Genomic DNA, 26,846 nt, shown 5'->3' on the forward strand with positions numbered 1-26,846 from the left:
CCGTGGGGCCGCCGCGCGGCCAATGGGAAGAGTGTGGCCGAGCCGCGCGGCCTTGTCAGCCCGGTTGGCGCGAACGGATCGTTCACTCAGCGATCCCGCAAGGCTTCGCCGGTCAATTCAGCGAGGCGGCGCAGGCGCGACGTCCCGGCGTCGGCAAGCAGTTCGCGCATCCGCTCGCCCGCATCGGCCTGGTCCAGCGTGCGCCGCTCCGCAAGCGTCGCCGCCAGGGCGCGTCCGAAGCTGTCGAAAATGAGCGCGTAGGCAAAAGCGTGCAAGACACCGCCGCCAAGCGTGCCCAGGCCAGGAAAAGCCTTCATGGCGTTGCCCGCCACGGCGAGCACCACCGAGGTGCCGGTGCGCAAGGTCATGCGAACCTGGCGCAGGAGATTGTCGATCTCGACATCGGTCACGCGGACGCCGTGGAGGTCGGCCAGGGCGCGAACCATGCCCGTGGCCAGGACGCCCTGGATGACCAGATCGCTCCCCGGCGCGACAGCGGCCATCGCGCCGACGATGGCGCGTCGCGCATACCGATGGACGATGCGCTCCGACTCCACGGCGCGGTACGCGGCTTCCTGTTCCGTCGTCCGTTCGTGCAGGCCGGCGAGTACCGCGTTTTCGCGGAGCGCCTCCAGCGCGGCCGCACCCGGTGCCAGGAGACGGCGCAGCGCATCGAGCAGCGGCTGCACATCGGCGGCGCGCCTTCGCGTGACATCCTCGGTACCGCCATCGGGGAGGCGCCGTGTGAAGCGTTCCTCTCCACCGGCACTGATCGCGACCACGGCGTCCGGTATGCCGGCGGCCTGTTCGCGAACGCGGGCCAGGATGCGCTCGCGCTCCGCCGGCACCCATTGGTCGGCCTTGTTCACCGCGAGCAGCAATGGCTTGCCGAAGTCGCCCAGCCAGCGCAATTCGTCCGCCTGGGTGCGGGTAAGATCGCCTGCGCAGACGTAGACCACGGCGTGCGCGCGCAGCGCTTCGTGCCGGGCCAGCCGTTCGCGCGATTCACCGTCCGCCTCGGCGGAACCGGGCACATCGGCGATCGTCCAGCGTTCGCCAGCCGGTGTGTCCCCCTCGTAATGCGCGATCTCCCTCGTGGTTCCCCCGAGCACGTCGCTGGATGGCGAGGCGCCCGGTACCAGCGCCGCGATCAGGGTCGATTTGCCGGTGGATATCTCGCCGAATACCGCGACATAGACGTGCGCGGTCTCGCGGCGGCGGTCGAGTTCGCCCAGCTCGCTACGAAGTTCCTCAACGCCGTCATCGGTTTCGCGCAGCCGGGCGATACGCGCCTCGAGTGACGCCCGGTCCGGCGCGACGACGGGCGAGCGTGGCCTGCGAGGGCGCAGCCACCACGCGGCGAGGACCGCGCCGAGGACCGCCAGAGCGACCAGAAATCCGCCAACCACCCAGCGCAAACCCTCGGGCAACCCCATGAAACGCTGGGCCAGCGCGAGGGCTCGGTCGAGTGCCGCCAGCAGCAGCCAGACGACGGCGACGAGGCCGATAGTTGCGACAAGGAGGCGGAGTCGGCGGGACATCCCCCCATTCTACGAGTAGCGAGTAGGCGCGCGCCTACACCCTCAGCCAGGGTCTGCCCATTTTGCCTCCGTTGCTGGCGTGGCATCATCGGGCTCGTACCGGGAACCTGCGTATGCATCACACGCTCATCACGAGATGGATCCTCGTGGCCACGATCTTCGTGATCGCGGCCCCTCTCACCGCCCAGGCGGCCACCATGCCGCCGGTCCCCACGCCGCAGTTCCGCAGCTACGGATTGCATGAAGGCCTGCCAAGCAGCAAGGTCCAGGCCGTAGCCCAGGACGCCCGGGGTTTCATCTGGGTGGGCACGTCGGTTGGCCTGTCCCGTTTCGATGGCGTCGAATTCACCACCCCGGGCATCGGTCCGGACTTCACCCACCCGTTACCCACCGGTGGCGTCGTGGCCCTGCTGGTGGATTCCGCCGATCGCCTCTGGATCGGCGGACCCGAAATCGGACTTGGGCGCTACGATCCCGCAAGCGGCGGTTTCGTGCAGTGGCACGATAGCCTGGCCGACAATGACGTTCGCGCCATCGCGCAGGCGCGCGACGGTTCGATCTGGATCGGAACGGGTGGTGGTCTCGCCCATATGCAGGCCGACGGCAGTGCCTTCGAACATCGTTATGCGGGCGCCGATGGACCATCGTCGGCATCGATTCGTGCCGTCCACGCGTCTGACGACGGTCGTGTATGGATCGGTTCGGACGGTGGCGTGGATGTCGTCGATGCGTCCGGTCGGATCGACCGCGTGCCCTTCGAAGATGGAAGCCATCCACGCGTGCTGCGGATCGACGGCCACGCGGCGGAGTTACGCTTCGCTACCGAACGAGGCCTTTACCGCCTGTCCCACGACGGTCAGTTGCGCCGCGACCGCCGCCTCCCGGTGTCAACCGCCTATGCCTCCCTTGTCGACAGCCACGGCAGCTTATGGCTTGCGGGCGTGGATGGTTTGTCGATGCTCGATCGCTACGGGCGCCTGCACACCGTACCGGGCTCCTGGACCGCATCCGGGGGACTACCCGGACGTAGCGTGCGCGGCATGCTGGAGGATCGGGAACATGGCCTGTGGTTCGCCCTGAGCGATGGTGGGCTGGCTTACCTCGGGCCGGCCTGGGAAGACTTCACCCGCTTTGCTCATGTCGCTACCGATCGCTTCAGTTTTCCTGGCCGTTCGGTCACGGCCGTGGCCGCGCACGGAAGCACGCAACTGTGGGTCGGCGGCCTGCGCGGCTGGATCCGTCGTTTCAATCCCGCCACGGGGCGTACCGATGAAGGGTTCGATATCGAGCCGGTACGCGTGCAATCGTTGCTCGAGGTATCGCGCGGCCTGCTGATCGGGACGGTGGACGGCCTGTCGCTCGCGCGGCGTGGGCGCGCGCAGCCATTGTTGCGGGGAAGCGTCGACCGGCCCGTGACGGCGATAGTCGCGGGTAACGACGGAACCGTCTATGTCGCCTCGCTGGGCCAGGGCCTCTTCGCGCTCGACACGAAGCTCACCCAGGCCATCGCGGTTCCTTTCGTCGAGTCGCGGCGCGGCGCGGCCGACACACGCCAGATCGAGATCGTCGGTGGCGAGCTCTGGCAGGCCAGCCTGGCCGGTCTCGCACGACTCGACCACGGTTCGGGCGACATGCGCTTCATCGAGGGTGTCGCGCCCGGCCGGATCAATGCCTTCGAGCCCGAGGAGGACGGCTTCTGGGTCGTACGCCCGGATGCATTGGAACACTACCGCTGGGACGGCCGGCGAGCACAACGCGATCGTCATGTCGGTGGCGCGGACGGATTCCCCTCGTCGGATATCCTCAACGTTCGCCGCGACGTCGTTGGCCGCATCTGGTTGTATGGTCACACGGGGGTTTGGCGTTTCGATCCGGCCGGCGGCAACTTTCGTCCGTTCGGCCTTGCCGACGGATTGGCCAGCGGCGAATTCACCAACGCGACCACCGTGCTACTCGATGACGGCACGATGTACGGTGCCACCCTCGGGGGCCTCGTGGGATTCAGGCCCGATCGTCAGCGCGACCACATACGGGCGCCCGCCATCGCCGTGCTCGGTGCCACGGTGTCGCGAGGCGGCGTTCGCCAGGTCGTGCCGGTCGAAAACGGATCATTGCGCCTTGCCTGGAACGATCGCGAACTGATCGTACGGGCGCGTGCCCTTTCCTATGTCAATCCGGATCGTAACCACCTGGTTTTCACCCTCCAGCACGATGGCGGTACGACGGTGTTGCGCACGGGCAAGGATGGCGAGCGTAACTTCGGCCCGCTCCGTGCGGGCATCTATCGGCTGGTGATCTCCGGCTCGGGACGCGACGAAGTGAATGGATCGCTTCCCGAGCCACTGACGATCATGGTCGATGCGCCGCCGTGGTTTCGATGGTGGGCATGGCTCGCCTACGCGGTCGCCTTGGGTGGTGTCACCCTCGCCATTGTCATCAGTACGCGCCGGCGTGTGCGCCAGGCCATGCGGCTCAAGCTTGCCGAACAACAGAAACGCCTCGCTGAAGAGGCGAACGCGGCAAAGACCGATTTCATGGCGACGCTCGGCCATGAGATCCGTACGCCGATGACCGGCGTGCTCGGCATGGCCGAATTGATGGCGAGAACCCCACTCGACGATACCCAGCGAAGCTATGTCGAGGCGGTCCGCCGCTCGGGGGCTACCTTGTTGCGGTTGGTCAACGATGCGCTGGACATCACCCGCATCGAGTCGCGCCGCTTGGTTCTCGAGTCGGAATGTGTCTCGCTACGCGCCATCAGCGAGGAAGTGGTCGCATTGGCGGCCGGCAGCGCGGGGGAGAAAGGCCTGACCCTCTCATCGGCGCTCGATGCGGGCGTGCCCGAGGCCATTCGCGGCGATGCGATCCGTCTTCGTCAGATCCTTCAGAATCTCGTGAACAACGCGGTGAAATTCACCGAGCGCGGTGGAGTGTCATTGCACATGGGACGCGATGGCGGAACCCTCGTCATGACGGTGAACGACACGGGCCCGGGCATGTCGGCGGCTCTGTGCTCGCGGGTATTTTCCCGGTTCGAGCAGGGCGGGTCACCGCAGCGCGCCCAGGGATGCGGGCTGGGCCTTGCGATCTGCCACGAGCTCTGCATCCTGATGGGCGGCACCATCCGTGTGAGCAGCGAGCCAGGGCGGGGAAGTTCCTTCGTCGTGCAACTGCCGTTCGAGGCGTGTACGTGCGAGGGGCACGCTGGCAGCCCCGTCCCGTCGTTCGCCTTCACAGGGAAACGGCTGCTCCTGGTCGAGGACGATGCCCTCGTCAGCGAGGTGATAGCCGGCTTGCTGGGCCGGCGCGGCCATGTGGTCACGGCGGTCGCCGACGGACTTGCCGCCATGACGGAACTGTCGCGCGGCGGCTTCGACGCGATGTTGCTCGACCTGGACTTGCCGGTAGTCGACGGCTTCCAGGTGGCGCGCCTCGTCCGCCGCATGGAACACCTGGATGGGCTGCCGATCATCGCCGTCACGGCGCGTTCCGCCGGCGACGAACTGGCGGCGATCCGCGAGGCGGGCATGGATGCCTTGTTGCGCAAACCCATGACGGGCGACGACCTGGACGCTGTGCTGGAGAGTGTCTGCCATGCATCGGCCGCCACGATGCAGTAATGGTTTCTTCCTCCGGTTGGAGCCCCCTGGTGGGAGCCGACCTTGTCGGCGATGGGTGCTTGCTTCAATCCGGGCCGCCCGGCGGGTGCCCTGGAGAAACCTGGTTCAGGTCACGAATGCGCGGATCGTGGTTTCGTTCTCTAGCGCATCCATGTAATACGAGAGTAAACGTCCTTTCGCCGGCTGGTACGCAAACTCGGGAAAAGCGTCAATTACGCTGCCGATCTGGGCAACGTCGACGATTCCAATCTTTCCGAAGTCGACATCCAGTTCTCCGGAAGGCAACGTCCGGCCGACTACCCCCCACCAGCGATCCACGTTGACCGACATCCGCCGTCCCCCGAACAACACTCTGCCAGCATCGTCGAGCGCAGCGTAGGACAAACTGAAGTTGGCCTGATCCTTCTTCAACGTCTGGAATCCGTTTGTTCCGAACAAAGGCATGGGACGGCCGTCCTTATCCGTCGATACGAGCAGGCCGTGTTGATAGGTGAAGACATCGCCGCTCTTATCGGTCCACTCGCCTGCGAACCATAGATGGCCTTTGCTGTCCATATTCATGGCGATCAGGCGTGTCGAGTCGATGGGTCCCCCATCGGGATAGGCAAGGTTGGCCACTCCGTTGTCGCCAAACGAGAGATCGGGCTCGCCACTGTCGAATGAGTAGCGGCGGGCCCGGTTCCCGGCGCGGGGACATACCACGATGAATTCTTCCTGGCGTACAGCCATCAATCGCCCGGCCAGGGCGGCTTCCGGAAAGTCCGCGCCTAACCGAAGGATTCCTGAATCGTTGAAGCTCGTGTCGAATGCGCCGTCGGACGTGAGCCGGATAAGCACCGGCTCCAGGCCGAAATCCGATGAAATGCTCGCTGCGAGCAGGATATGGGAATCGTCCGCGGATACGATGTCCAGACCGATGAAGAAAGGTAAGGCATCGCCCTTGATGAACAGCACGGCTCCGTTATGACCGAAACGGGTATCGAGCGCTCCATCGTCGTTAATGGCGACGATCGCGAAACCTGCTTCTGGCGTGCGCGAGTTGATCTCCGCGCAGAAAAGGGTCGAGTTTCCGACCCGTTCGAACGCTTGCACGCCGAAAGCCTTGGCCACCTCGCCGTGCCAGACAAAAGCGCCGGCCTGGAAGGAAGGGTCAGGATGGCCATCGGCCGTGAGTCGTGCCATTGCAGCCCTTTGTATCGGACTTATCGCGCCCAGATTGAGGGTGAAGGCCGGAAGAAGGCGGCCGTCGAGGCCGAGGGCAAGCTGGTGCGGCGCGATATAGACGGGCTCCGGCGACACCGCGAACTCGGTCCCATTCGAGTATAACGATGCGCTGCTCGTGCCCGTCAGCACGACCTTGCCGTTCGCGCCGAACGACATGTCGGTTTCACCCGGGATAGCGGCCCTGTCGCTTCCTTTCATGATGATCTCCTTGTGCTGCAGACGTGTGCACAGGGAATAGTAGGCGGCGCGGTGGCGTGCCGCGTCTATACGTCATCGGTTGTAGGTGGCTAGCCGAATCGCCGGAAATAGGCGAGAGCGCCCACGACCAGCAATGTCGTCGGCAACAGGTTCGCCAACAGCGGCGGCATGCCGTATACGGTGCCGAAGTTGACCATGGCGCCTTGCAGGAAGTACCAGCCGATCGCGAGGATGATGCCGATGAAGAGGCGCTTGCCCAAGCCGCCCGAACGGAGCGAGCCGAACGCGAACGGCATGGCGCACAGCACCAGCACTAGCGTGTTCACCGCGAACAGGGCGCGTCCCCAGAAGGCCACGGCGTAGGCGCCAGGATTCTGCCCATTGGCCTCGAGATATCGCATGTTTCGGCGCAGGTCGGCCATCGAGAGGTATTCGGGATGGATCACCGATTGTTCGAGCACGTGCGGATTCAGGCGCGAAGCCCAGGTCTGCGTGTCTTCATGGGAAGAATGCGTGCCCTGGGCGTCGAGCGTGGTGGTGCGCACATTGGTCATCACCCAGCGGTTGCCATCGTGGATGGCGCTGTCGCCGTGCGAGAACACGCGCACCTGGCCGTCCGGCGTGAAGGTGTAAACGCGGACGTCGACCAGCTTCACCGTAGTGCGATCGCCGTCCTGCGTGGCGATGGCCGACTTTGCGTTGATGATCTTGCCGTCGTCGCGCGCCCACAGGCCACTGCTCGTGGAACCCAGGTTGCTCGAACGCATGCGCACCTGGATCGCCTGGGCGTGCTGGTCGCCATAGGGTCCGGCGGTCTCGCCCATGATGACGACGCCGATGGTGAGCACGGCGATCACGCCCGCCGCGGAGGCGGCGATGCGCAGCTTCGACATGCCCGCGGCGCGCAATGCGGTCAGTTCTCCCGTGGCGGCGAGGCCGCCCAACCCGAGAAGGCCGCCGATCAATGCCGCGTTGCTGAACATCTGATACAGACGCCGCGGCACCGTGAGCATGATGTACGCGATGGCGTCGTACAGCGTGAAGCCGTTCTTGCCGATATTGCCCAGCTGGCGGACGAACTGCGTGAGCGCATCGAAACCGGTCAGTACCAGCCAGACGAGAAGCAGGGTACCGAGGACGCTGGCGCCGATCAGCCGGTCGGCGCGCTTCACGGTCAGCGTGGCCATCAGTGGGCTCCCTTCACGCGCCGGGCGCTGTTCTGTCGCCAGAAATACCAGGCCGCCACGCCGAAGACGATGGCGTGCAGTATCCAGATGGGTGCGGAGGTGTGCAGGTGGCCCTTGATGATCTGCGCGCGCGCGATCAACTGCCACACCACATACAGGAAGTACGCAAGCACGGCGATCAGCAACCGGCCGTAGCGGGCGTCGCGCGGTGCCTGCCGTGACATCGGCAACACCATCATCATCAGCACCAGGGTGCTGACCGGTGCGGCGAAGCGCGAGACGAGTTCGCCGAGGTTCTCCGGCGTGATGTCCTTGAACAGGTCGGTCGTCGCCGACTCGTGGGCCGGATCGGTGTCGTCGTCATCGTCCGAGATGGAGGAGAGCGATGCATCGTTGCGTTCGTATTTCATCCGCCGCCAGTTATCGCCGGCAAGGGGGATCTCGAACTGCCAGCCGTCGTAGAGCGCGAGGAAGCGGTTCTGGCCGTCGCTTTCCTGGTACATGCGGCCACTCTTGGCACTTATCACGCGGACCTGTGGACGGCCTTCGCTGTCCGTGCGGTCGGTGGCCAGGAAGGTCTTGCCCAGCACGGTGCCGTCGCGGCTCAGCGTGTCGACGAAGATGATGCCGCCCTTGCCGGGCAGTTCGGTGAAGCGGCCGGCGTCGAGGCCGGCGGCGATCACGGATTTGTTCGCCGCGGCGATGACCTGGTCGGCCGTGCGTGCCGACAGCGGGCCCAGCCAGAGCGAGACCAGGCCCACCACGATGGTGGAGAGCACGGCCAGCAGGGTGACCGGGCGGAGCATGCCGCGTGGGCCCATGCCCGAGGAGGCCAGCACGTGCATCTCGCTCTCGCGGTACATGCGGCCCAGGGCGATCAGGGTGCCGAGGAAGGCCGACATGGGCAGCAGGGTGGAAAGCAGGTCGACCATCTGCAGGCCCAGCACCTCGAACATCACGCTGGGCTGGATGCTGCCGTTGGCTACCTTCTGCAACACGGTCGCGAACGCGCCGCCGGCGAAGATCACCAGCAGCACGATGGCCGTCGCGAGCACCCCGTAGGCAAGTTCGCGCAGGAAATAACGGTCGAGGATGCTGAGCATTTGATAGAATTGGCGGTTCGTGCCGCGTCAGTCCCGGCCGGCAAACCATAAGTCTAGCCTGTCCGGACCCCCGGCGGGCTTTCGCAGGACAGTAAGCTATGACGGTTCAGTTCAGCCTCGGTTCCAACGCTCCGGAGTCGACCGCTACCCCGGTGGCGGTGGTCGGCGTCTACGAGAACGGTGTCCTGACCAGCGCCGCGGCGCGGATCGACACCGCCGCCAACGGTGCCATCAAGCGCCTGCTCGAGGCCGGGGACGTCACGGGCAAGGTCGGCAACGTCGTGACCCTGCTGCAGCCGGCGGGCGTGGCCGCCGCCCGCGTGCTCATCCTGGGCCTCGGCGCCCAGAAATCCTTCGATGCCGCCCGCTACCAGCGGGTCACCCAGGAAGCCGCCCGGGCGATAGGGCGCTTGCCCGTCACGGAAGCCGTCAGCTGGCTGCCCGAGATCGACGTGCCCGGCCGCGACGCAGCGTGGCGCCTGCGTGTCGCCGCCCTGGTCACCGACCATGCCGCCTATCGCTATACCGCCACGCTGAAGCCGCGCGACAAGGCGCCGCCGGAACTGGCCTCGGTCACCCTGGTCGGTCCCGCCGAAGGCGAGGCTGGTCTCGCCGAGGCCCGCGCCATCGCCGAGGGCGTGCGTTACGCCCGCGAGCTGGGCAACCTTCCGCCGAACATCTGCAACCCCGACTACATAGCCGATCAGGCGCGCGCCTTCGCCGATGCCCACGAGGGCGTCAGCTTCGAGGCGCTCGACCGCGCCGACATGGAGCGCGAGGGCTTCGGCTCCCTGCTCGCCGTAGCGCGTGGCTCGGCGAACGCGCCGCGCCTCGTCATCCTGCAGTGGAACGGGGGCAAGGAGGGCGAGAAGCCCTACGCCTTCGTCGGCAAGGGCATCACCTTCGACACCGGCGGCGTCAGCCTCAAGCCCGGCCCGGGCATGGAGGAGATGAAGTTCGACATGTGCGGCGCGGCCGGCGTGCTCGGCGCCTTCGTTGCGGCCGTGAAGCTCAAGCTGCCGGTGAACCTCGTCTGCGTGGTTCCGGCGGTGGAAAACATGCCGGACGGCGCCGCCTATCGCCCGGGTGACGTCCTCACCAGCCTCTCGGGGATCACCATCGAGGTGCTGAACACGGATGCCGAAGGCCGGCTGATCCTCTGCGACGCGCTCACCTACACGGGCAAGCGCTTCGATCCCCACACCATCATCGACGCCGCCACCCTGACCGGCGCCTGCGTCGTCGCCCTGGGCAAGCACGCCAGCGGCCTGATGACCAAGGACGAGACGCTCTCCGCGGAGTTGCTCGCCGCGGGCGAGGCCACGCTCGATCGCGCGTGGCGCCTGCCGTTGTGGGACGACTACCAGAGCCAGCTCGAATCCGGTTTCGCCGACGTGGCCAATATCGGCGGCAAGTACGCCGGTGCGATCACGGCCGGTTGCTTCCTCGCCCGCTTCACCGAAGGGCGCCGCTGGGCCCACCTGGATATCGCCGGCACCGCCTGGGACGAGGGTCGCAAGGGCATGGCCACGGGTCGCCCCGTGCCGCTCCTGACCCAATGGCTGCTCGACCGCGTCGCCGCCGGCTGATTCCGCTCCGATGCCGCGTGCCGATTTCTACCTGATCGACAAGCCGCGGTTCCGCGAGGACCCGCTGTTGCTGGTCTGCGAACTCGCCAAGCGCGCGTTCGCGGCCCAGCAGCCGACCCTGATCCTCACCCGCGATTTCGAGCAGGCCGAGGCGGTCGACGAATACCTGTGGTCGTTCGACGAAGACAGCTTCATTCCGCACCAGCTCGCGGGCGACGATGACGACGCGAACACGGCGGTGCTCATCGTGCCGCCGGGCGTGGAAACCGCCGACCGGCCGATGGTGATCAACCTGCGCGATACCTGCGCCCAGGGTCGGTTCGACCGGGTGCTGGAAGTGGTCGCGGCCGATCCGGCCGAACGCGAGGGATCGCGTGTGCGCTGGACGGAGTACAAGAAGGCGGGTTTCGAGGTGAACAAGCACGACATGTGAGCCGATGGCTTGTGTGTCGATGCATCGCCGACAAAGTCGGCTCCCACCATGCTTCGGCCCTTGCGGTGGCCTGGTGGGAGCCGACCCCGTCGGCGATGCTCTTCAGCGATGCCGATCAGCGATCAGCGGTGTTCAGCCCAGCTTGCGCGCCTGCTCACGCATCGCATCGGCTTGCCTGGTCCAGTCGGCGATGCGCTGGCGCTCCTGCTCGACGACTTCCGCCGGGGCGTTGGCGACGAAGTTGGCGTTGCCAAGCTTGGCTTCGCACTTCTTGATCTCTCCCTCGACACGGGCGATCTCCTTGGCGAGGCGTGCCTTCTCCGCACCCACGTCGATCAAGCCTTCCAGCGGGATCAGCGCACGCATGCCGCCGACCACGGCGACCGCCGCGGCGGGTTCTTCACCCTCCACCCAGGCCGGCGACTCGACCCGTCCCAGGAAGGCGACCTGCGCCGCGAACTTCGCCGCGCGCTCGCGATCCGTCGCATCGCCGTCGGCGAACAGCAGCGGGATGGTCTTGCCCGGAGCGATGTTCATTTCCGCACGAATGCGGCGAACGCCGGTGAGTACGTCCTTGACCCATTCGATCTCGGCGGTGGCCGTATCGTCGCCTTCCACATCCGAGGCTTCCGGATAAGGCCGCAGCATGATCGTCTCGCCTTCGATGCGGAGCAGCGGGCGCACGTGTTGCCAGATTTCCTCGGTGACGAAGGGAATCAGCGGGTGCAACGCACGCAGCAGCGTCTCGAGCACGTGGACAAGCGTGTATCGCGTGGAAGCCACGGCGGACGCGTCGCCGCTGTTGAGCGCGGGCTTGGACAGTTCCAGGAACCAGTCGCAGAACTCGTTCCAGGTGAACTCGTACAACGCCTGGGCGGCGAGGTCGAAGCGATAGAGGGCGAGTTGCTCTTTCACCGTCGCCAGTGTGTCGCGAAGGCGGGTGAGGATCCAGCGCTCGGCTTCGGTGGCGGGCTTCGCCGGCGTGATCGCCTCTTCACCGAGGTTCATCAGCACGAAGCGCGAGGCGTTCCACAGCTTGTTGACAAAGGCCTTGTAGCCGCCGCAACGCTCCAGGTCGAACTTGATGTCTCGGCCATGCGTGGCGAGCGAGGCGAAGGTGAAGCGCAGCGCATCGGCACCGAAGGCGGGGATGCCCTCGGCGAACTCCTTGCGCGTGGACTTCTCGATCTTCTCGGCCATCTTCGGCTGCATCAGGCCGCGCGTGCGCTTGGCGAGCAGCTCGTCGAGAGTGATGCCATCGATGAGGTCGAGCGGGTCGAGCACGTTGCCCTTGGACTTGGACATCTTCTGGCCGTCCTTGTCGCGGATGAGGCCCGTGACATAGACATCCTTGAACGGGACCTCGCCCGTGAAATGGTCGGTGAGCATGATCATGCGCGCGACCCAGAAGAAGATGATGTCGAAGCCGGTCACCAGCACGCTCGACGGCAGGTAGCGGTCGAAGCCCAGCTCGGCCTGGCGCTTCGGGTTCGGCCAGCCGAGCGTGGAGTGGCTCCACAAGCCGGACGAGAACCACGTTTCGAGCACGTCGTCGTCGCGGCGCAACGCACCGGTATAACCCTGTGCGGCGGCCGTGGCGGTGGCCTCATCTTCGTTCCGCGCGACGATCACGCCGCCATTGTCGGTGTACCACGCCGGGATGCGATGGCCCCAGGTCAGCTGGCGGCTGATGCACCAGTCCTGGATGTTGGCCAGCCAGTGGCGGTAGGTGCTGATCCAGTTCTCGGGCACGAACTTCACGTGGCCCTGTTCGACCAGTTCCAAGCCACGCGCGGCGAGCGTGTCCATCTTCACGAACCACTGCCAGGTGAGGTACGGCTCGATCACCTGGCCGCTGCGATCGCCACGCGGCACCTGCAGCTTGTGCTTCTTCGTCTCCACCAGGAGACCTTCGGCCTCCAGGTCGGCGAGCACGGCCTTGCGCGCGACGTAGCGATCCATGCCGCGGTATTTTTCCGGCGCGGCGTCGTTGATCCTGGCGTCGTCGGTGAGGATGTTGATCATCGGCAGGTTGTGCCGCTGGCCGATGGCGTAGTCGTTGAAGTCGTGTGCGGGCGTGATCTTCACGCAGCCCGTGCCGAAGTCCTTCTCGACATAGTCGTCGGCGATGATCGGGATCTGCCGGTTCGACAGCGGCAGCGCGAGCATGTGCCCGATCAGGTGCGCATAGCGTTCGTCGTCCGGATGCACGGCCACGGCGACGTCGCCCAGCATGGTCTCCGGGCGCGTGGTGGCGACGACGAGTTCACCCGAGCCGTCGGCGAGCGGGTAGCGGATCGACCAGAGCGAACCGTCTTCCTCTTCGCTGACGACTTCGAGGTCGGAGATCGCGGTCTTCAACACGGGGTCCCAGTTGACCAGCTTCTGGCCGCGATAGATCAGGCCCTCCTCGGAGAGCCGCACGAAGGTCTCGATCACCGCCTCGGACATACCCTCGTCCATGGTGAAGCGTTCACGCGTCCAGTCGCCCGACACGCCCAGGCGGCGCATCTGGCGGCCGATCGTGTCGCCGGACTCGGCCTTCCATTCCCAGACGCGGGCGATGAACGACTCGCGGTCGAAGTCCGAGCGCTGCTTGCCCTCGGCGTTGAGCTGGCGGGTCACCACCATCTCGGTGGCGATGCCCGCGTGGTCGGTACCGAGTTGCCACAGCGTGTCGTACCCGCGCATGCGGTGGTAGCGCACCAGCGTGTCCATGATCGTGTGCTGGAACGCGTGGCCCATGTGGAGCGTGCCCGTGACATTGGGCGGCGGCAGCATGATCGTGTAGGGCGTGCCCTTGCCGGACGGCTTGAAATAGCCGTTGGCCTCCCACTGGGCGTACCACTTCGATTCGATCTGGCTGGGCTCGAAACTCTTGTCCATGCGTGGATTTCCGGACGAAAAGACCGCCATTGTAGGCGATACTTGGTGGATGACTGAACTCGAAGTGGCCGCGATCCTTGGCGCGGAGGGCCCATTCGCCCGTGAGGTACCGGGTTTCGCGCCGCGCGAGGCCCAGCAGCGCATGGCCTCGGCGGTTGCCGGGGCCATCGCCGAACGCGACGTCCTGATCGCCGAGGCGGGTACCGGCACCGGCAAGACCTTCGCCTATCTGGTGCCAGCCCTGATGTCGGGGCGCAAGGTCATCGTTTCCACCGGGACCAAGGCCTTGCAGGACCAGCTGTTCTTCCGCGACCTGCCCCGCGTGCATGCGGTGCTGGGCAGCCGGGCCAGGGTGAGCCTGCTCAAGGGGCGGGCCAATTACCTGTGCCTTTACCGCCTGGACCAGGCGGTCCGCGAGGGAAATCCCGACCGTCAGCTGGTCTCCCAGTTGTCCGCGATCCGCGCATGGTCGGCACGGACTCGTCGTGGCGATCGCATGGAAATGGTCGACATCCCCGAGGATTCGGCGGTCTGGCCGCGGGTGACCTCCACGCCGGAGAACTGCCTCGGCTCGGAATGCCCGTTCTTCGAGGACTGCCACGTCGTGAAGGCACGTCGCGAGGCCATGGAGGCGGACGTCGTGGTGGTGAACCACCATCTGTTGATGGCCGACCTCGCACTCAAGCAGGAAGGCTTCGGCGAGATCCTGCCGGGCGCCGATGCCTTCATCCTCGACGAGGCGCACCAGATTCCGGAGCTTGCCGGCCAGTTCTTCTCGCAGAGCGTCAGTGCGCGGCAACTCGTCGACCTCGGCCAGGACGCGCTGGCGGAGGCGCAGGGCGTCACCGGAGCCACCAGCCAATTGCTGGAGCCGGTGGAGGCCATCCAGGATCTCGTGAAACGCCTCCGTCTGGCGATGGATGCGTTGCCGCCCCGCGGGCCCTTCGGTGCGCTCGACCGCGATCCCGTTGTGCACGGAACGCTGCTCGAACTGCGCGACGTGATGGCGGCCATGGCCGACTTGCTCGCAGCACTCGGCGAGCGTTCGCGCGGGCTGGCGAACGTGCATGAACGGGCGCAGATGCTGAGCCTGCGCCTCGACCGCATCGCGGAGGAGCACTCCGCCAGCGACGTGCGCTGGTACGAGACCTGGCCGCGTGGATTCGCGTTGCATGCCACGCCGCTGGATCTGGCCGCGCCGCTGCGCGCGATGCGCATGTCCACGGATGCGGCGTGGATCCATACCTCGGCGACCTTGTCGATCGCAGGCGACTTCGGTCATTTCGCCCGCCAGTTGGGGCTGGAAGATCCACGTACGCTGCATGTGGAAAGCCCCTTCGACTATCAGCGCCAGGCACTCGCGTATTTGCCAGTGAACCTCCCCGATCCTGCCGCTCGCGACTACACCGACAGGGTGGTGGATGCCATCCGACCCGTCCTCGATGCCTCGGACGGGCGGGCCTTCCTGCTGTTCACCTCGCATCGCGCGCTGCGGCGCGCGGCCGAGTTGCTGGAAGGCCGCGTGCCGTGGCCGCTGTTCGTGCAGGGCAGTGCACCGCGGCACCGCCTGCTGGAGGAATTCAGGGCGAGCGGACGAGGCGTATTGCTCGGCGCGGCGAGTTTCTGGGAAGGCGTCGACGTCGCGGGTGAGGCTTTGAGCGTGGTGGTGATCGACAAGCTGCCTTTCGCGATGCCTGACGATCCGGTGCTGCAGGCGCGGCTGGAGGCGTTGGAGGAGGCGGGGATCAATCCCTTCATGGGTTGGCAGGTGCCCACGGCGGTGATCGCATTGAAGCAGGGCGTCGGCCGCTTGATTCGCGACGTGCACGACCGTGGAGTCCTGGTGCTGTGCGATCCGCGCCTGAGCACGAAGGGTTATGGACGATTGTTCCTGGCCAGCCTGCCGCCGATGCCGCGGACGCGGGAGTTGTCGGACGTGGTGGGGTTCTTCGCGTCGGACGCCGAATCCCCGCCGGTATCCGTATAGAACAGCACGACCGTCGCTCCCCGCGGTCCGGCCGTGCCACCTCGCATGACATCGCTACCGTCTCCTATCGAGTCACCCGGCCGTATCGCGCGGGAGGCTCCTTCCGGCGTTTCCAGGCGCAGTTCGCCCTCGAGCAGGTAACCCGCGTCCGGTACGGTGTTCCGGTGCCAGGGAAGGGAGGCGCCGGGCTCGATCGAGATGCGCAGCATGCGCATTTCCGGTTGTCCGTCCGCCCATGCCTGTGTGGCGGCGGGCGGGGTTTCGCTTCGGGAGGGATCGGTCGTGGCGGCGATGGCGGCTCCTACGAGGATGGCCAGGGGCATCGCTAGCTGGACGGGAAGCATCGTGCGGTCCTTGCGTGGGTGATCGATCGATCCTGCACGCCGGAGAGGCCGCTTGTCATGAGAACACTCTCATTCGCATGATTTATTCAGGCGCTGGCAGACAATGCTCCGCATTTCGCCCTCGTTCGCCCCGTATAGGACAGAAACCGACCTTTCCCTGCGCCCTTCGCCGTTCAATGATCGTCCTACCGCCGACGACGGAGAAGCCCATGTTTCGCTGGATGCAATCGATCACCGCCAAGGTGCTGGGCATCGCCATGCTCGCGCTGGTCATGCTCATACCGCTGTCCCAGGCCGACGGTCTCGTGCGCGAACGGCAGGCCATGCGCGATGCGGCTTTCACGCGTGTCGCCGAGGGCTGGGGTGGACCGCAGACCGTCGGCGGCCTCGTCCTGGCCGTGCCCACGCGATACGAGACGCAGGGTAGCGACGGCAAGGTGGTGAGCGTGCGTGACGGCACGGAAATCGTGCTGGCCGACGAACAAAGCACCGTGGCGGACCTTGCCGTGGACCGGCGGCGCGTGGGCATGTACGAGGTGCCGGTCTACACGGGCGAGGTCACCATCCACGGCCGCATCCTGCCCGAGGACCTTCGCCGCTTCACCACCGATACGGGAGCGGCGTGGTACCCGGCCAAAGCCGAGCTGCGCCTGCTGATCGCCGACACTCGCGGCTTGCAGGGCATCACGGCGCTGACCGTCGACGGCCACACCGCGCGCTTGTCATCTTCCACCGCGCGGATGGGGCCCTATACCGTGCTTTCCGCACCGGTGCCGGTCGACCCAGGTCGCGACACGCCGCTGGACTTCGCCCTGACCCTGCGCATCGCCGGTACCGGATCGTTCTCGGCGCTGCCCCTGGCGCGTACGAACACGCTGCGCATCCGGTCGCCGTGGCCCGACCCCAGCTTCACCGGCGCCTTGTTGCCCGGCCAGCGTAGCGTCGGCGCGCGAGGGTTCGACGCGACGTGGCGGGTACTCGACCTCAACCGGGCCTATGGCCAGCATTGGGACGTCTCCGATGCGAATGTGGCGGCCCGTCTCGAACCATCCGCCTCGGGCGTGAAGCTCTACCAGCCCGGCGGCGTGTACCAGCAGAACGATCGTGCCGGCAAATACGGCCTGCTCTTCATCGCGCTTACCTTCGTCGCCTTCTTCCTCTTCGAGATATTGAAGGGGCTGCGCCTGCATCCGGTGCAATACCTGCTCGTGGGCGCGGCCATGACCAGCTTCTACGTGCTTCTGCTGGCGTTGTCCGAGCAGATCGGCTTCGGCCCCGCCTATCTGGTGGCGGCCGCCGCCGTGGTGCTGATCGTGGGTGGCTATGCGATGGCGGCCCTGCGTGCCCGCGCGGCGGGCCTGGCTCTTGGCGGCGTGCTCGCCCTCGTTTACGCGATACTGTATGGCCTGATCGGCGCGGAGCAGTACGCGTTGCTGATCGGCTCGATCGTGCTCGTCGCGGTGATCGCCCTGTTGATGTACCTGACCCGCCGGATCGATTGGTACGCCCAGGGCGTACCGTTTACTTCCTCGCTGGATACGCCATGAACTTCCTCGCCATCGAAACCTCCACGGAAGCCTGCTCGGTCGCCCTCGTCCATGGCGACGAAGTGATCGAGCGCAGCGAAATCGCGCCGCGCCGCCATGCCGAACTCGTGCTGCCGATGGCCGACGACCTGCTCGCCGAGGCGGGCCTGAAACGCGGGGCGCTCCATGGCATCGCCGTGGGCCGCGGCCCCGGTGCGTTCACCGGCGTGCGCCTTGGCGTGTCGTTGGCACAGGGCATGGCGATGGCGCTCGATGTTCCCGTCGTCACCGTGTCGTCGTTGCAGGCGCTGGCGCTGGAAGCGCCCGAGGACGATGCAGCGATCCTTTCGATCATCGATGCGCGCATGGGCGAGATCTACGTCGCCGCATGGCGACGCGAGGACGATGGCGGCATCGCCCTGATCGACCGCGAGCGTGTCGACACGGCCGCCGCGCTGGTGTTGCCCGACGTGGTGGCATGGCACGTCGTGGGCACCGGTTGGGCCACCTACGAGGCGATCCTGCGCGAGCGCATCTCGGCACCCATCCGCTCGGCCGATGGCGCGCGCTATCCACAGGCACGGCACGTCGCGGAAGTGGCGGCGCGGCGCTTCCGCGATGGCGAAGCCGTGGCGCCGGAACTGGCTTTGCCGGTGTACCTGCGCGACAAGGTGGCGCTTACGCTGGTGGAACAAGGCCGGGCCTGAGCGTGCCTACGACATTCGATGTATAGCGGGAATACCGTCCCGGACTTATCTTCCGTGGCCATGGATAGCGACACGACGACAAGGATATCGACCATGAACGGAAGCGGGCTGCGCGAGCAAGGCGACATCGATACCTCGTTCGGTAACGAGGGCACGGCTGAGCTTCGGGTCGAGGGTTACATCGTCGAGCCGGGTGCGAGCGAACCGCTTCGCGCATTGGCACGGACGGCGGACGACAAGATCATGCTGGCCATGGGCTGTCGCAGGCCCCTGGGCGGTTGGCAATATGGATTGGCGCGGCTCATGCCCGATGGAACCTTCGACCCTTCGTTCGGAGTGGAGGGTGTCGCGATCGAACCTCCTCTGTCCGAGGAAACCCTGCAAGGCGCCCAGCCTTTGCCGATGGCCGGTGGGGCGACGGTACTGGTACTCAGGTCCATGGACAGTCAGACATGGATGCTGACACGCAGGAATGCCAAGGGCGTGCTCGACGATGCGTTCGGCATCGGTGGTTATGTGAATCTCGATGGCATCCGTCCGCCGGGCGAGCCCCGCGTCGTGAAAGGTTTCGTCATCGCCGAGTCGGACGACGGTTGCTTTTTCATCGGTACGACCAAGGCCGTCGAAGGCGGTCTTGGCGGCATCGTGTTCTGTTTCGACGCGCAGGGTAAACTCGATCCCACATTCGCCGGCAAGGGTTATGCCCTGGTCGACGTGCCGTTGGGTGAGTCGGGCAGGGTCACCGATGCGTTGCTGCAAGATGATGGGAAAGTCGTCTTGAGTACGGCAACCGTTTCTGGAAACGCACGAATCGTGCGCCTGCTTCGGTCAGGCGTGCCCGACCCGGCGTTTGGGGACGCAGGACACGTCGTGATCGATGGAAGCGACAGTGCTGATCGCATTGAAATCGAAAAACTCGCCTGGTCGAACGACGCCGGCCTGTGGGGAGCGGGAAGCATCATGACCCGCCGTCCGCGAGTCGGCGTATTGGTTCGACTGGACGATAAGGGAACGATCCCCCCAAGCTTCAACGGGGGCAAGTCGCTGGAAATCAACTACGGGAAGACCGACGACGACGACGGCGGGCTGGCGCTTCCCTTGCATATCGCGATTTCGGCCGAAGCCGGCGTCACCGTGGTCGGCAGTGCCGATCATGACGGGACAAGCATAAAGCGGGTGGTTGTCGGGCGTCACGTTTCGTCGGGCGAGCTTGACTCGTCGTTCGGCGATCGCGATGGATACTTCGTCATCGAGCCGGACCTCGAAGGTTTCAACTTCATCTTCTTCGGCATCGATGTGACGAACGATTATCTGGTCTTCGAGATGTTGAGCGGTAATGGTGTGGGCGGTACCAACCCCGATCGCGTGCTTGTACAGCGATACTTCGCCTGAGGAACAAAGGCGCCGCGATCCATCGGGCATGCAATGTCCAGTAAGATACGACGCATCCGTTCGGCCATTCGTGTCTTGACCAAGTGGGGACGGAAAGATGCTCAATGGATGTTTCACGGCCGTATCGGCCGTTTCAGGAGAATCAACTCAGTGCGTCGTATCCCCTTGTTTTCCAGCGCCAGCCTTGCCTTTCTGGTGCCCCTGGCTTCGATGGCCGCCGAGTCGGCCAGTTTGCAGGTAAGCGGCAACCTTTCCCCTTCCTCGTGCGACGTTTCCCTCAGCGGAAGGGACACCGTAGATCTCGGGCCGATCCCGGTGGGCTCGTTCGTTCCGGGCAAGGACAACGTGCTTCCGGAAACGGCGGCTTTCCTGACGGTCGACTGTGCCGCGATGCCGACGAAGTTTCGCCTGAAGGCAACCGATTCCACCGGCACCACGGCGTCGACGGCCGGGCCCGCCAACTATGGCCTCGGCATGAATGGCAACCGGCCGATCGGCTATTTCACGCTGAGTATCGCCGCCGATATCATGACCCGGAACGCATTTGTCCTGAAATCGACGGATGGCGGCGCGGGCAACGCGTGGACCGTGCCGGTGCATGGCAAGGTGCCGTTCGACCACGATGGCGAAACCTTCGCTTTCGCGGCGAGTGAGACGGCCGTCGAACCTGCCGCCCTGACGGCGCTCGCGGTGCCGTTGAGCATCCAGCCGGTCCTGGCCAAGAATCCCGTGGTCAACGCCGACGTGGCGCTTGCCGGCCAGGTCTCGATCGAAGTCCTCTATTGACGTGAGGTGTCCCGGCACGTCGTACAGGTCTCCGATACACGCCTGATCGCCGATGGCGATGCGTTCAGCGGCAAGCGAGCACCGACTCGATCACCGCGCACACGTGTTCGAACGCTGCCTCGTCCAGCCAGGGACTGTTGCTGATCGACAGTGTGCGCGCGGCGAAGTCGCGGGCATGGGCGACATCGTCGTCGCCGGGCATGGATTCCAGGTAGCGATAATCGGGTAGCGCATGCACGAACATGCGGGTGACGCCGTGGCCTGACGTCCAGAGCCGTTTGAGCACGGCGTCGCGAAGGGCCTCGTCGGGCAGGAGAAGCATCAGGTAGGGCCAGGTTCCACCCTTGTCCGAGAACAGGTGCAGGCCAGGGATGGCCGCCAGCCGGGGCGCACGGGCGAGGGCTTGTTGCGTGGTGGCTTCGATGAAGACCGGCAGGCGGTGGAACGCACGCGCGCCGACGGCGCGCCGCCAGCGCCCCACCGGATGCAATGGGAAATCGGCGGCGAAGTGTTCGCCGGTGGCGCTGAGCAGGTCGCCACGGCGCAGCGCCCTGCGTAGCGGCCGGCCATACGCCCAGCCAAGTCCATGCGGGCGGTAGAAGGCCGCATACGCCGCCAGTTCAAGCGATCTGCGTATTTCCCAGCCTGGATGCCAGCGCGCGATTTGCTTCGCCACGCGGCGAAAGCGGGCACGCAGTGCTTCGTCGCGGCCGACCAGCAGGCCTCCCTCGAAAATCGACAGGCCCTTGCCCGCGGCCAGGCTGTAGAAGCCGATGTCTCCCTGCGTGCCGGCGAAGCCGTTCGGGCATCGCGCGCCGAGCGCCTGTGCCGCATCTTCGATGGTCACGGCCCCGGCGCGATGGGCGATGGCGTTGGCCGTCTCCACGTCGGCGACGCGTCCGCCGAGATGCGTGGGCACGACGGCGAGTGTCAGCGGTCCGCAGGCATCCTCGAGGCGTTGCGGGTCCATGTCGAAGTGCCCTGGTCCGAGGTCGACGAGCCGCGGCACCAGGCCGGCGCGGCGAATGGCCAGCGGTACCAACGGACAGGTGAAGGCGGGAATCGCCACCTCACGGCGTGACGGCATGTCTTCGGCCAGGGCGGTGAGCGCCACCGTGAGCGCCGCCGTGCCCGAACATTCGAGTTGGACCTCTTCGACCCCCAGCCAGGCCGCGGCCAGGGCGGTCAATGGCGCGGGAGTGGTGCCGCCTAGATCGGCCAGGCGAAGCGGCAGGCCCGCGGTAGGTGGCGTCTCGCGCTCGGGCTTCATGCCGTGGCCACGTCGGCCGTCGCCTCCTCGCGCCCTTCGGCGAAGGCCAGGCACGCGATGCCGGCGACGATCGCCAGCGCACCGGCGACCTGCGTCGCCGTCACCGCTTCGTCGAACATCCACCACGACAGCAGCATCACGCTCACCACCTCCAGGTGCGACGCAGCGAAGGCGGGCCCGATGGGCGCGTGTTTCAGCAGGCCCATCCAGGTGACGAACGCGCCGATGTATCCCGCCACGGCGCCATAGATCCACGGATGCGAGAACACCCGTGCCAGCCACGCGGTATTCATCTCCACGGGCAGCGCCTGCGTGCCAGCCAGCTTGAAGCAGATCAGGTTCAGCGTGTCGAAGGCCAGCAACAACGCGAATCCGATCAGGTAGAAGCGTTTCATGCACCCGCTCCGACGATGGCGACGCCCACGGCCACGAGAAGGATGCCGGTCACGCGTAGCGGGCTCAGGCGCTCGCGGAACAGGAAACGCCCGGCGAGCATGATGGCGACGATGTTGATCGAACCCAGCAGGACGCCCTCGGACAGCGGCACCAGCGAAAGAAAGGCGATCCAGACGACGAACTCGGCCACGTAGCAACCGATGCCGGCCCATATCCAGGGCCGCGCGAGCATATAGCGCCAGCGGGCGAGGCCATCGCCCGCGCGGTCGTCACCGGCGGCCGCCTTGAAGGCCAGCTGGCCGCCCGTATCGAGCAGCACGTTGGCCAGCCACAGGATGAGGACGAGGCCGTGCATGATCAGGCCGCCATGCGCACGGGGCGCGCGTCGCGCGCGATGCGGCCGAAGAAGTCGGCGGTGCGTTCGATCAGCGTGCGCCGTTCGCGGTCGATCGTGATCATGTGGTAACTGTCCGCGAGCAACAGCATCTCGATCGGCCCGCGCACCCTTCGGGCCACCAGGTCGGCATTGGCGACGCTGGCGACGTCGTCGTCCGCCGCATGGGCGATGAAGCATGGGGCGAGCACGTCCGGCAGGCGCCGGCGCACGTCGCGCGAGAGCTTCACCATCTCGGCCAGCGCATGCCATGGATTGCCGGGCAAGCCGGCTGCCTCGCTGTCGCCGGCGAACATCGCGGCGCTCACCTGGGCACGCAGGCGCTCGTCGCGGATGCCATAGGGCGGTTGCTCGATGAAGCTGCGCTGGCGGCCGATGCCGAGACGCTTGAAGATCGGTAGCAGGAACGACAACCGCCCCGTCCAGCCGATCGACCAGCCGTCGTAACGGAAGGTCGCACCGTACACGCCGACGCCGTCGATCCAGCCGGGTCGCACGGCGGCGAGGCGCAGGGCGAGCAGGGCTCCCATCGACAATCCCGCCACGAACACGCGGTCGACCCGCCCACGCAGGTCGGCGGCGGCCGCTTCGACGCTCGCGTACCAGTCTTCCCATGTGGTGGCGAGCAGGTCGTCCTCGCTGCCGCAGTGGCCAGCCAGCCGCACGCCCACGACGGTGAAGCCGGCGCGGTTGAGGCCCTTGCCGACCATGCGCATCTCGGTGGGCGTGCCAGTCAGCCCGTGGATCAGCAATACGCCGTCACGTCCGCCTTCGAACTGAAATTCCGCGGAATGATTCACCCGACGCCTCGCGTCCTGCCTACGATGGGTGAATGGTCTCAGGAGGTGGTTTCAGCGGGCTTTCCGGAAGCGACCGCAGGAAAATGCAGTTCGACGCGCAAGCCCCCCGACGCCGCGTGGAGGAAGACCACGCGCGCCGCATGCCGTTCGGCGATGCTCTCGACGATGGCGAGGCCCAGGCCGGTACCGTCCTCGTCCACGCCTGGCACGCGGAAGAAGCGCTCGCCCAGCTGGTCGAGGAAGGCATCGTCGACACCGGGGCCATCGTCCTCGACGGCCAGGACCACTTCCCCGTCGTCGCGGCGCAAGGACACCGTGACGGCGTGGTCGCGGCCGGCGTAGTGGAAGGCGTTGTCGACAAGATTGTCGATCACCTCCTGCACTTGCAGCGCATCGGCACGAACGAGGCAGGCGGTGTCCTCACCTTCATAACCGAGGTCGACGCCCAGGGTGATGGCCTGGTGCACGCGGATGGCCACGGCTTCGGGCACGACGCTGGCGAGGTCGACGATGGCCATGCCGTCGTGGTCGGGGAGGTCTGGCGACTGCGTGCGGGTGAGCGCGAGCAGCTGTGCCGACGTGCGCGCCGCGCGCGCGGCGAGACGATGCACGTGGCCGAGCGCGTCCACGCGCTGTAGCGGGTCGTCCGTGGCTTCCAGCCGTTCGACATGCAACTGAATGCCCGCCAGCGGCGTGCGCAGTTGGTGTGCCGCATCGGCGATGAAACGCTCCTGCAGGCCGAGCATGTTGCGCATGCGGGCGAACAGGTCGTCGATGGTGCGGGTGAGCGGCAGGATCTCCACCGGCACGTCTTCCTCGCCGATGGGGCCCAGATCGTGGCCGCGCTTGCCCAGCCGCGCCGTGAGCGGTTCCAACACGCCGAGGCCGTGACTCACGCCGAACCAGACCAGGGATAGCACGGCGACGATCAGCAGCGCCTGCATCGGCAGGGTGAGGAAAAGGATTTCGCGAGCCCGGATATGGCGATCGCGCAGGTTCTCGGCCACGGTGATCGTGAGGACGTCACCCGGGTCCTGGTGGTTCGGTACGCGCATGATCGCCGCACGCAAGGGGCGATGACCGAGCGCGGTGTCGTACAGTTTCGGTGCCGCGTCGGTGACCACCGCGGCGCCGGGCCCCTCCAGCTCGGCATTGCCGATCATCCGGCCGTGGCGATCGCTGACCACGGCATAGTAGTTGCGCCCGTCCGGATCGTATTCGAGCAGGAAGCGCGCCTGCGCGGTCAGTTCGCCGCGCAGGGCATCGCTGCCGATCATTTCCGACAAGGTGAGGGCGGAGTCGGAGAGGTCGGCGTCGTGCACGCGGTTGGAGTACGCCAGCGCCACGAAATAGCCGATGACGGCGTCGAGCACGAGCACGCCGAGCACGGGGACGAGCAGGAAGGTCAGCAGGCGCCGGCGCAGGCTGGGACGCGCGGGTCGACGGGCCGCGGAGCGGCGTTCAGGCATCCGCGGTTTCTTCGAGCAGGTAGCCGAGGCCACGGATCGTGCGCACGTTGGTACCCGAACCCTGGAGCTTCTTGCGCAAGCGGTGCAAGGCGATGTCCAGGCCGTTGTCGGTCAGGTCCTCGTCCCAGTTGCACAGCGCCTCGACGAGTTGCGCGCGGCTGGTGACCTTGTCCGCGCGCGCAGCCAGGGCTTCGATGAGGCCGAATTCACGGGCGGTGAGGTCGAGCGCGGATTCGCCGATCCATGCCCGATGCCCGGGAATGTCGAGGCGCAGCCGGCCGATGCGGAACTCCGGCGTGCCGTTGCTGGTGCGGCGGCGGAGCAGGGCACGCACCCGGGCGTCGAATTCGGCCAGCGCGAACGGCTTCACCAGGTAATCGTCGGCGCCGAGGTCGAGCACGCGGACACGCTCCTTCAAACCCTCCCGCGCGGTCACCACCAGCACCGGCAGGCTCGCTCCGCGCTTGCGTGCACGTGCCAGCACGTCGCTGCCGTCGAGCAGGGGCAGCCCGAGGTCGAGCACGAGCAGGTCGTAATCATGGTCGCGCAGCGCGTGGTCCGCGCTGGACCCGTCGGTGACGTGGTCCACGGCATGGCCGCCCTGTTCGAGGGAGGCACGTACGGCCGCGCCGATGGCGGCGTCGTCTTCGGCTAGGAGGATGCGCATGAGGGGCAAGGATACGCTCCGGGGAGGGCTGCGCGCATGCTGTCGCGGCAGGCTTTCGCGGCGCTTTCCCGTCTTTCATACCTTCGGTTTAACGTGTCTAATTGCGAACGATTCGCATTGTGGTTTACCATGGACACCTTCGAGATCCATTCCAGGGGCGTTCCAGCACATGCGCGACACCGTCGACCGGCAACGCCGCGCGTTCTGGCTGAAACACCTGCACCGCTGGCATTGGATCAGCTCGGCGGTGTCGCTGGTCGTCCTGCTGCTGTTCTCGATCACCGGGTTCACGCTGAACCATGCCGCACGGATCGAAGCTTCGCCGCACGTCGAGCGACACACGGCGACCCTGCCGGATGCCTTGCTGAAGCAGCTGGCCCGCTCGGGCGCGAAATCGGCGCCCTTGCCGGCCCCGGTGGCGGCGTTCGTGGCCCAGAACACCGGTGCGCCGGTCTCCGGTCGCGCCGGTGACTGGAGCGACGACGAGGTGTACGTGTCGTTGCCGCGGCCCGGTGGCGACGGCTGGGTCGGCATCGACCGCGAAACGGGCGATGTGCAGTACGAAACGACCGACCGCGGCTGGCTCGCTTACCTCAACGACCTGCACAAGGGCCGTAACACGGGGCCGGTGTGGAGCTGGTTCATCGACGTGTTCGCGCTGGCGTGCATCGTCTTCGCGCTCACGGGGCTGCTCTTGCTCAAGATGCACGCGGGACAACGCGACATGACCTGGCCGATGGTCGCGCTCGGCTTCGTGTTGCCGGTCGTCCTGGCACTCATTTTCATCCACTGACGGAACCCGCCATGCGTCGCATCCTGCCGTTCGCCTCGTGTCTTGCGTTCGCCACGCCGGCCCTGGCCGCCGACATGAACCTCACCGTGGAGATACCCACGCTGAAGGTGGCCGAATACCACCGACCCTACGTGGCCGTGTGGATCGAACGCGAGGACCACAGTGTCGCCGCGAATCTCGCCGTCTGGTACGACGTGAAGAAGGCCGATGGCGAGGGTACGAAATGGCTGAAAGACATGCGCCAGTGGTGGCGACGTAGCGGCCGCGAGCAAACCATGCCGATCGACGGCGTGTCCGGCGCCACGCGTCCTGCCGGCCAGCACCAGTTGCGTTTCAGCGATGGCAAACCGCCCTTGGGCACGCTTGCGCCGGGGCACTACGAACTCGTGGTGGAGGCGGCACGTGAAGTGGGCGGGCGTGAAGCCCAACGGATTCCCTTCGACTGGCCGGCGAAGGCTCCGGTGCACCTGTCGGCCAGCGGCACGGAAGAACTCGGCCAGATCAGCCTCGACCTCAATCCCTAGAAACGGAGCC

Annotated in this window: 22 protein-coding genes; 10 read left to right on the top strand and 12 right to left on the bottom strand. The window is 66.3% G+C overall.

Annotation, left to right across the window (positions count from 1 at the left end; genetic code table 11):
• Nucleotides 1-86: 86 nt before the first annotated feature.
• Nucleotides 87-1,541, bottom strand: coding sequence for a GTPase (locus ACN9M2_RS04525; RefSeq protein ID WP_426286969.1), 1,455 nt, complete (start codon nt 1,539-1,541; stop codon nt 87-89).
• 113 nt (nt 1,542-1,654) lie between these two features.
• On the opposite strand from ACN9M2_RS04525, the gene ACN9M2_RS04530 reads away from it, so the two are divergent.
• Complete coding sequence (locus tag ACN9M2_RS04530; RefSeq protein ID WP_426286970.1) at nt 1,655-5,161, top strand: ATP-binding protein; 3,507 nt, start codon at nt 1,655-1,657, stop codon at nt 5,159-5,161.
• A 105-nt stretch (nt 5,162-5,266) separates the two neighbouring features.
• On the opposite strand, the gene ACN9M2_RS04535 is transcribed toward ACN9M2_RS04530, so the two are convergent.
• From ACN9M2_RS04535 to lptF, 3 genes are all read right to left on the bottom strand, one after another.
• Nucleotides 5,267-6,583 (bottom strand): hypothetical protein, encoded by a 1,317-nt coding sequence (locus tag ACN9M2_RS04535; RefSeq protein WP_426286971.1) that lies wholly within the window; start codon nt 6,581-6,583, stop codon nt 5,267-5,269.
• A gap of 89 nt (nt 6,584-6,672) precedes the next feature.
• The gene (gene lptG / locus ACN9M2_RS04540; RefSeq protein ID WP_426286972.1) at nt 6,673-7,770 is read right to left on the bottom strand and encodes an LPS export ABC transporter permease LptG; all 1,098 of its coding nucleotides are present in this window, start codon (nt 7,768-7,770) and stop codon (nt 6,673-6,675) included.
• Entirely contained in the window at nt 7,770-8,873 is a 1,104-nt protein-coding gene (gene lptF / locus ACN9M2_RS04545; RefSeq protein ID WP_426286973.1) for an LPS export ABC transporter permease LptF, read from the bottom strand. Before lptF ends, lptG begins: the two co-directional genes overlap by 1 nt.
• A gap of 98 nt (nt 8,874-8,971) precedes the next feature.
• On the opposite strand from lptF, the gene ACN9M2_RS04550 reads away from it, so the two are divergent.
• Together ACN9M2_RS04550 and ACN9M2_RS04555 are read left to right on the top strand one after the other, a co-directional pair.
• The gene (locus ACN9M2_RS04550; RefSeq protein WP_426286974.1) at nt 8,972-10,462 is read left to right on the top strand and encodes a leucyl aminopeptidase; all 1,491 of its coding nucleotides are present in this window, start codon (nt 8,972-8,974) and stop codon (nt 10,460-10,462) included.
• 10 nt (nt 10,463-10,472) lie between these two features.
• The gene (locus ACN9M2_RS04555; protein WP_426286975.1) at nt 10,473-10,895 is read left to right on the top strand and encodes a DNA polymerase III subunit chi; all 423 of its coding nucleotides are present in this window, start codon (nt 10,473-10,475) and stop codon (nt 10,893-10,895) included.
• 132 nt (nt 10,896-11,027) lie between these two features.
• Here the strand turns inward: ACN9M2_RS04555 and ACN9M2_RS04560 are convergent, their stop codons facing one another.
• A complete protein-coding gene (locus ACN9M2_RS04560) occupies nt 11,028-13,781 on the bottom strand; it encodes a valine--tRNA ligase (protein ID WP_426286976.1) in 2,754 nt (917 codons plus the stop codon).
• A gap of 49 nt (nt 13,782-13,830) precedes the next feature.
• Between ACN9M2_RS04560 and ACN9M2_RS04565 the strand changes: the two genes are divergently transcribed.
• Complete coding sequence (locus ACN9M2_RS04565; RefSeq protein WP_426286977.1) at nt 13,831-15,768, top strand: ATP-dependent DNA helicase; 1,938 nt, start codon at nt 13,831-13,833, stop codon at nt 15,766-15,768.
• On the opposite strand, the gene ACN9M2_RS04570 is transcribed toward ACN9M2_RS04565, so the two are convergent.
• The gene (locus ACN9M2_RS04570) at nt 15,657-16,112 is read right to left on the bottom strand and encodes a hypothetical protein (protein WP_426286978.1); all 456 of its coding nucleotides are present in this window, start codon (nt 16,110-16,112) and stop codon (nt 15,657-15,659) included. The genes ACN9M2_RS04565 and ACN9M2_RS04570 overlap by 112 nt on opposite strands.
• 209 nt (nt 16,113-16,321) lie before the next feature.
• Here ACN9M2_RS04570 and creD point away from each other — a divergent pair, with 209 nt between their 5' ends.
• From creD to ACN9M2_RS04590, 4 genes are all read left to right on the top strand, one after another.
• On the top strand, nt 16,322-17,659 hold the full coding sequence (gene creD, locus ACN9M2_RS04575) for a cell envelope integrity protein CreD (RefSeq protein ID WP_426286979.1): 1,338 nt from the start codon (nt 16,322-16,324) through the stop codon (nt 17,657-17,659).
• The gene (tsaB, locus tag ACN9M2_RS04580; RefSeq protein WP_426286980.1) at nt 17,656-18,345 is read left to right on the top strand and encodes a tRNA (adenosine(37)-N6)-threonylcarbamoyltransferase complex dimerization subunit type 1 TsaB; all 690 of its coding nucleotides are present in this window, start codon (nt 17,656-17,658) and stop codon (nt 18,343-18,345) included. The genes creD and tsaB overlap by 4 nt, the downstream gene beginning before the upstream one ends.
• A 243-nt stretch (nt 18,346-18,588) precedes the next feature.
• Nucleotides 18,589-19,737, top strand: a complete 1,149-nt coding sequence (locus ACN9M2_RS04585; protein ID WP_426286981.1) for a hypothetical protein — start codon at nt 18,589-18,591, stop codon at nt 19,735-19,737.
• 150 nt (nt 19,738-19,887) lie between these two features.
• Nucleotides 19,888-20,523 (top strand): hypothetical protein, encoded by a 636-nt coding sequence (locus ACN9M2_RS04590; RefSeq protein WP_426286982.1) that lies wholly within the window; start codon nt 19,888-19,890, stop codon nt 20,521-20,523.
• A gap of 64 nt (nt 20,524-20,587) precedes the next feature.
• Here ACN9M2_RS04590 and ACN9M2_RS04595 read toward each other — a convergent pair whose 3' ends face one another.
• The 6 genes from ACN9M2_RS04595 to ACN9M2_RS04620 are packed head-to-tail and all read right to left on the bottom strand — an operon-like array spanning nt 20,588 to nt 25,519.
• The gene (locus ACN9M2_RS04595) at nt 20,588-21,793 is read right to left on the bottom strand and encodes a DegT/DnrJ/EryC1/StrS family aminotransferase (protein WP_426286983.1); all 1,206 of its coding nucleotides are present in this window, start codon (nt 21,791-21,793) and stop codon (nt 20,588-20,590) included.
• Nucleotides 21,790-22,188, bottom strand: a complete 399-nt coding sequence (locus ACN9M2_RS04600; RefSeq protein ID WP_426286984.1) for a DMT family transporter — start codon at nt 22,186-22,188, stop codon at nt 21,790-21,792. Before ACN9M2_RS04600 ends, ACN9M2_RS04595 begins: the two co-directional genes overlap by 4 nt.
• A complete protein-coding gene (locus ACN9M2_RS04605) occupies nt 22,185-22,544 on the bottom strand; it encodes a hypothetical protein (RefSeq protein ID WP_426286985.1) in 360 nt (119 codons plus the stop codon). Before ACN9M2_RS04605 ends, ACN9M2_RS04600 begins: the two co-directional genes overlap by 4 nt.
• A gap of 2 nt (nt 22,545-22,546) precedes the next feature.
• Entirely contained in the window at nt 22,547-23,383 is an 837-nt protein-coding gene (locus ACN9M2_RS04610; protein WP_426286986.1) for an alpha/beta hydrolase, read from the bottom strand.
• A 38-nt stretch (nt 23,384-23,421) separates the two neighbouring features.
• On the bottom strand, nt 23,422-24,852 hold the full coding sequence (locus ACN9M2_RS04615; RefSeq protein WP_426286987.1) for a sensor histidine kinase: 1,431 nt from the start codon (nt 24,850-24,852) through the stop codon (nt 23,422-23,424).
• On the bottom strand, nt 24,845-25,519 hold the full coding sequence (locus tag ACN9M2_RS04620; RefSeq protein WP_306852186.1) for a response regulator: 675 nt from the start codon (nt 25,517-25,519) through the stop codon (nt 24,845-24,847). The genes ACN9M2_RS04615 and ACN9M2_RS04620 overlap by 8 nt, the downstream gene beginning before the upstream one ends.
• 169 nt (nt 25,520-25,688) lie before the next feature.
• Between ACN9M2_RS04620 and ACN9M2_RS04625 the strand changes: the two genes are divergently transcribed.
• Together ACN9M2_RS04625 and ACN9M2_RS04630 are read left to right on the top strand one after the other, a co-directional pair.
• Nucleotides 25,689-26,312 (top strand): PepSY-associated TM helix domain-containing protein, encoded by a 624-nt coding sequence (locus ACN9M2_RS04625; RefSeq protein ID WP_426286988.1) that lies wholly within the window; start codon nt 25,689-25,691, stop codon nt 26,310-26,312.
• 11 nt (nt 26,313-26,323) lie between these two features.
• Nucleotides 26,324-26,836, top strand: coding sequence for a DUF2271 domain-containing protein (locus ACN9M2_RS04630; RefSeq protein WP_426286989.1), 513 nt, complete (start codon nt 26,324-26,326; stop codon nt 26,834-26,836).
• Nucleotides 26,837-26,846 lie beyond the last annotated feature (10 nt).

Source organism: Luteibacter sp. E-22, from assembly GCF_049913125.1.
Taxonomy (GTDB): domain Bacteria; phylum Pseudomonadota; class Gammaproteobacteria; order Xanthomonadales; family Rhodanobacteraceae; genus Luteibacter.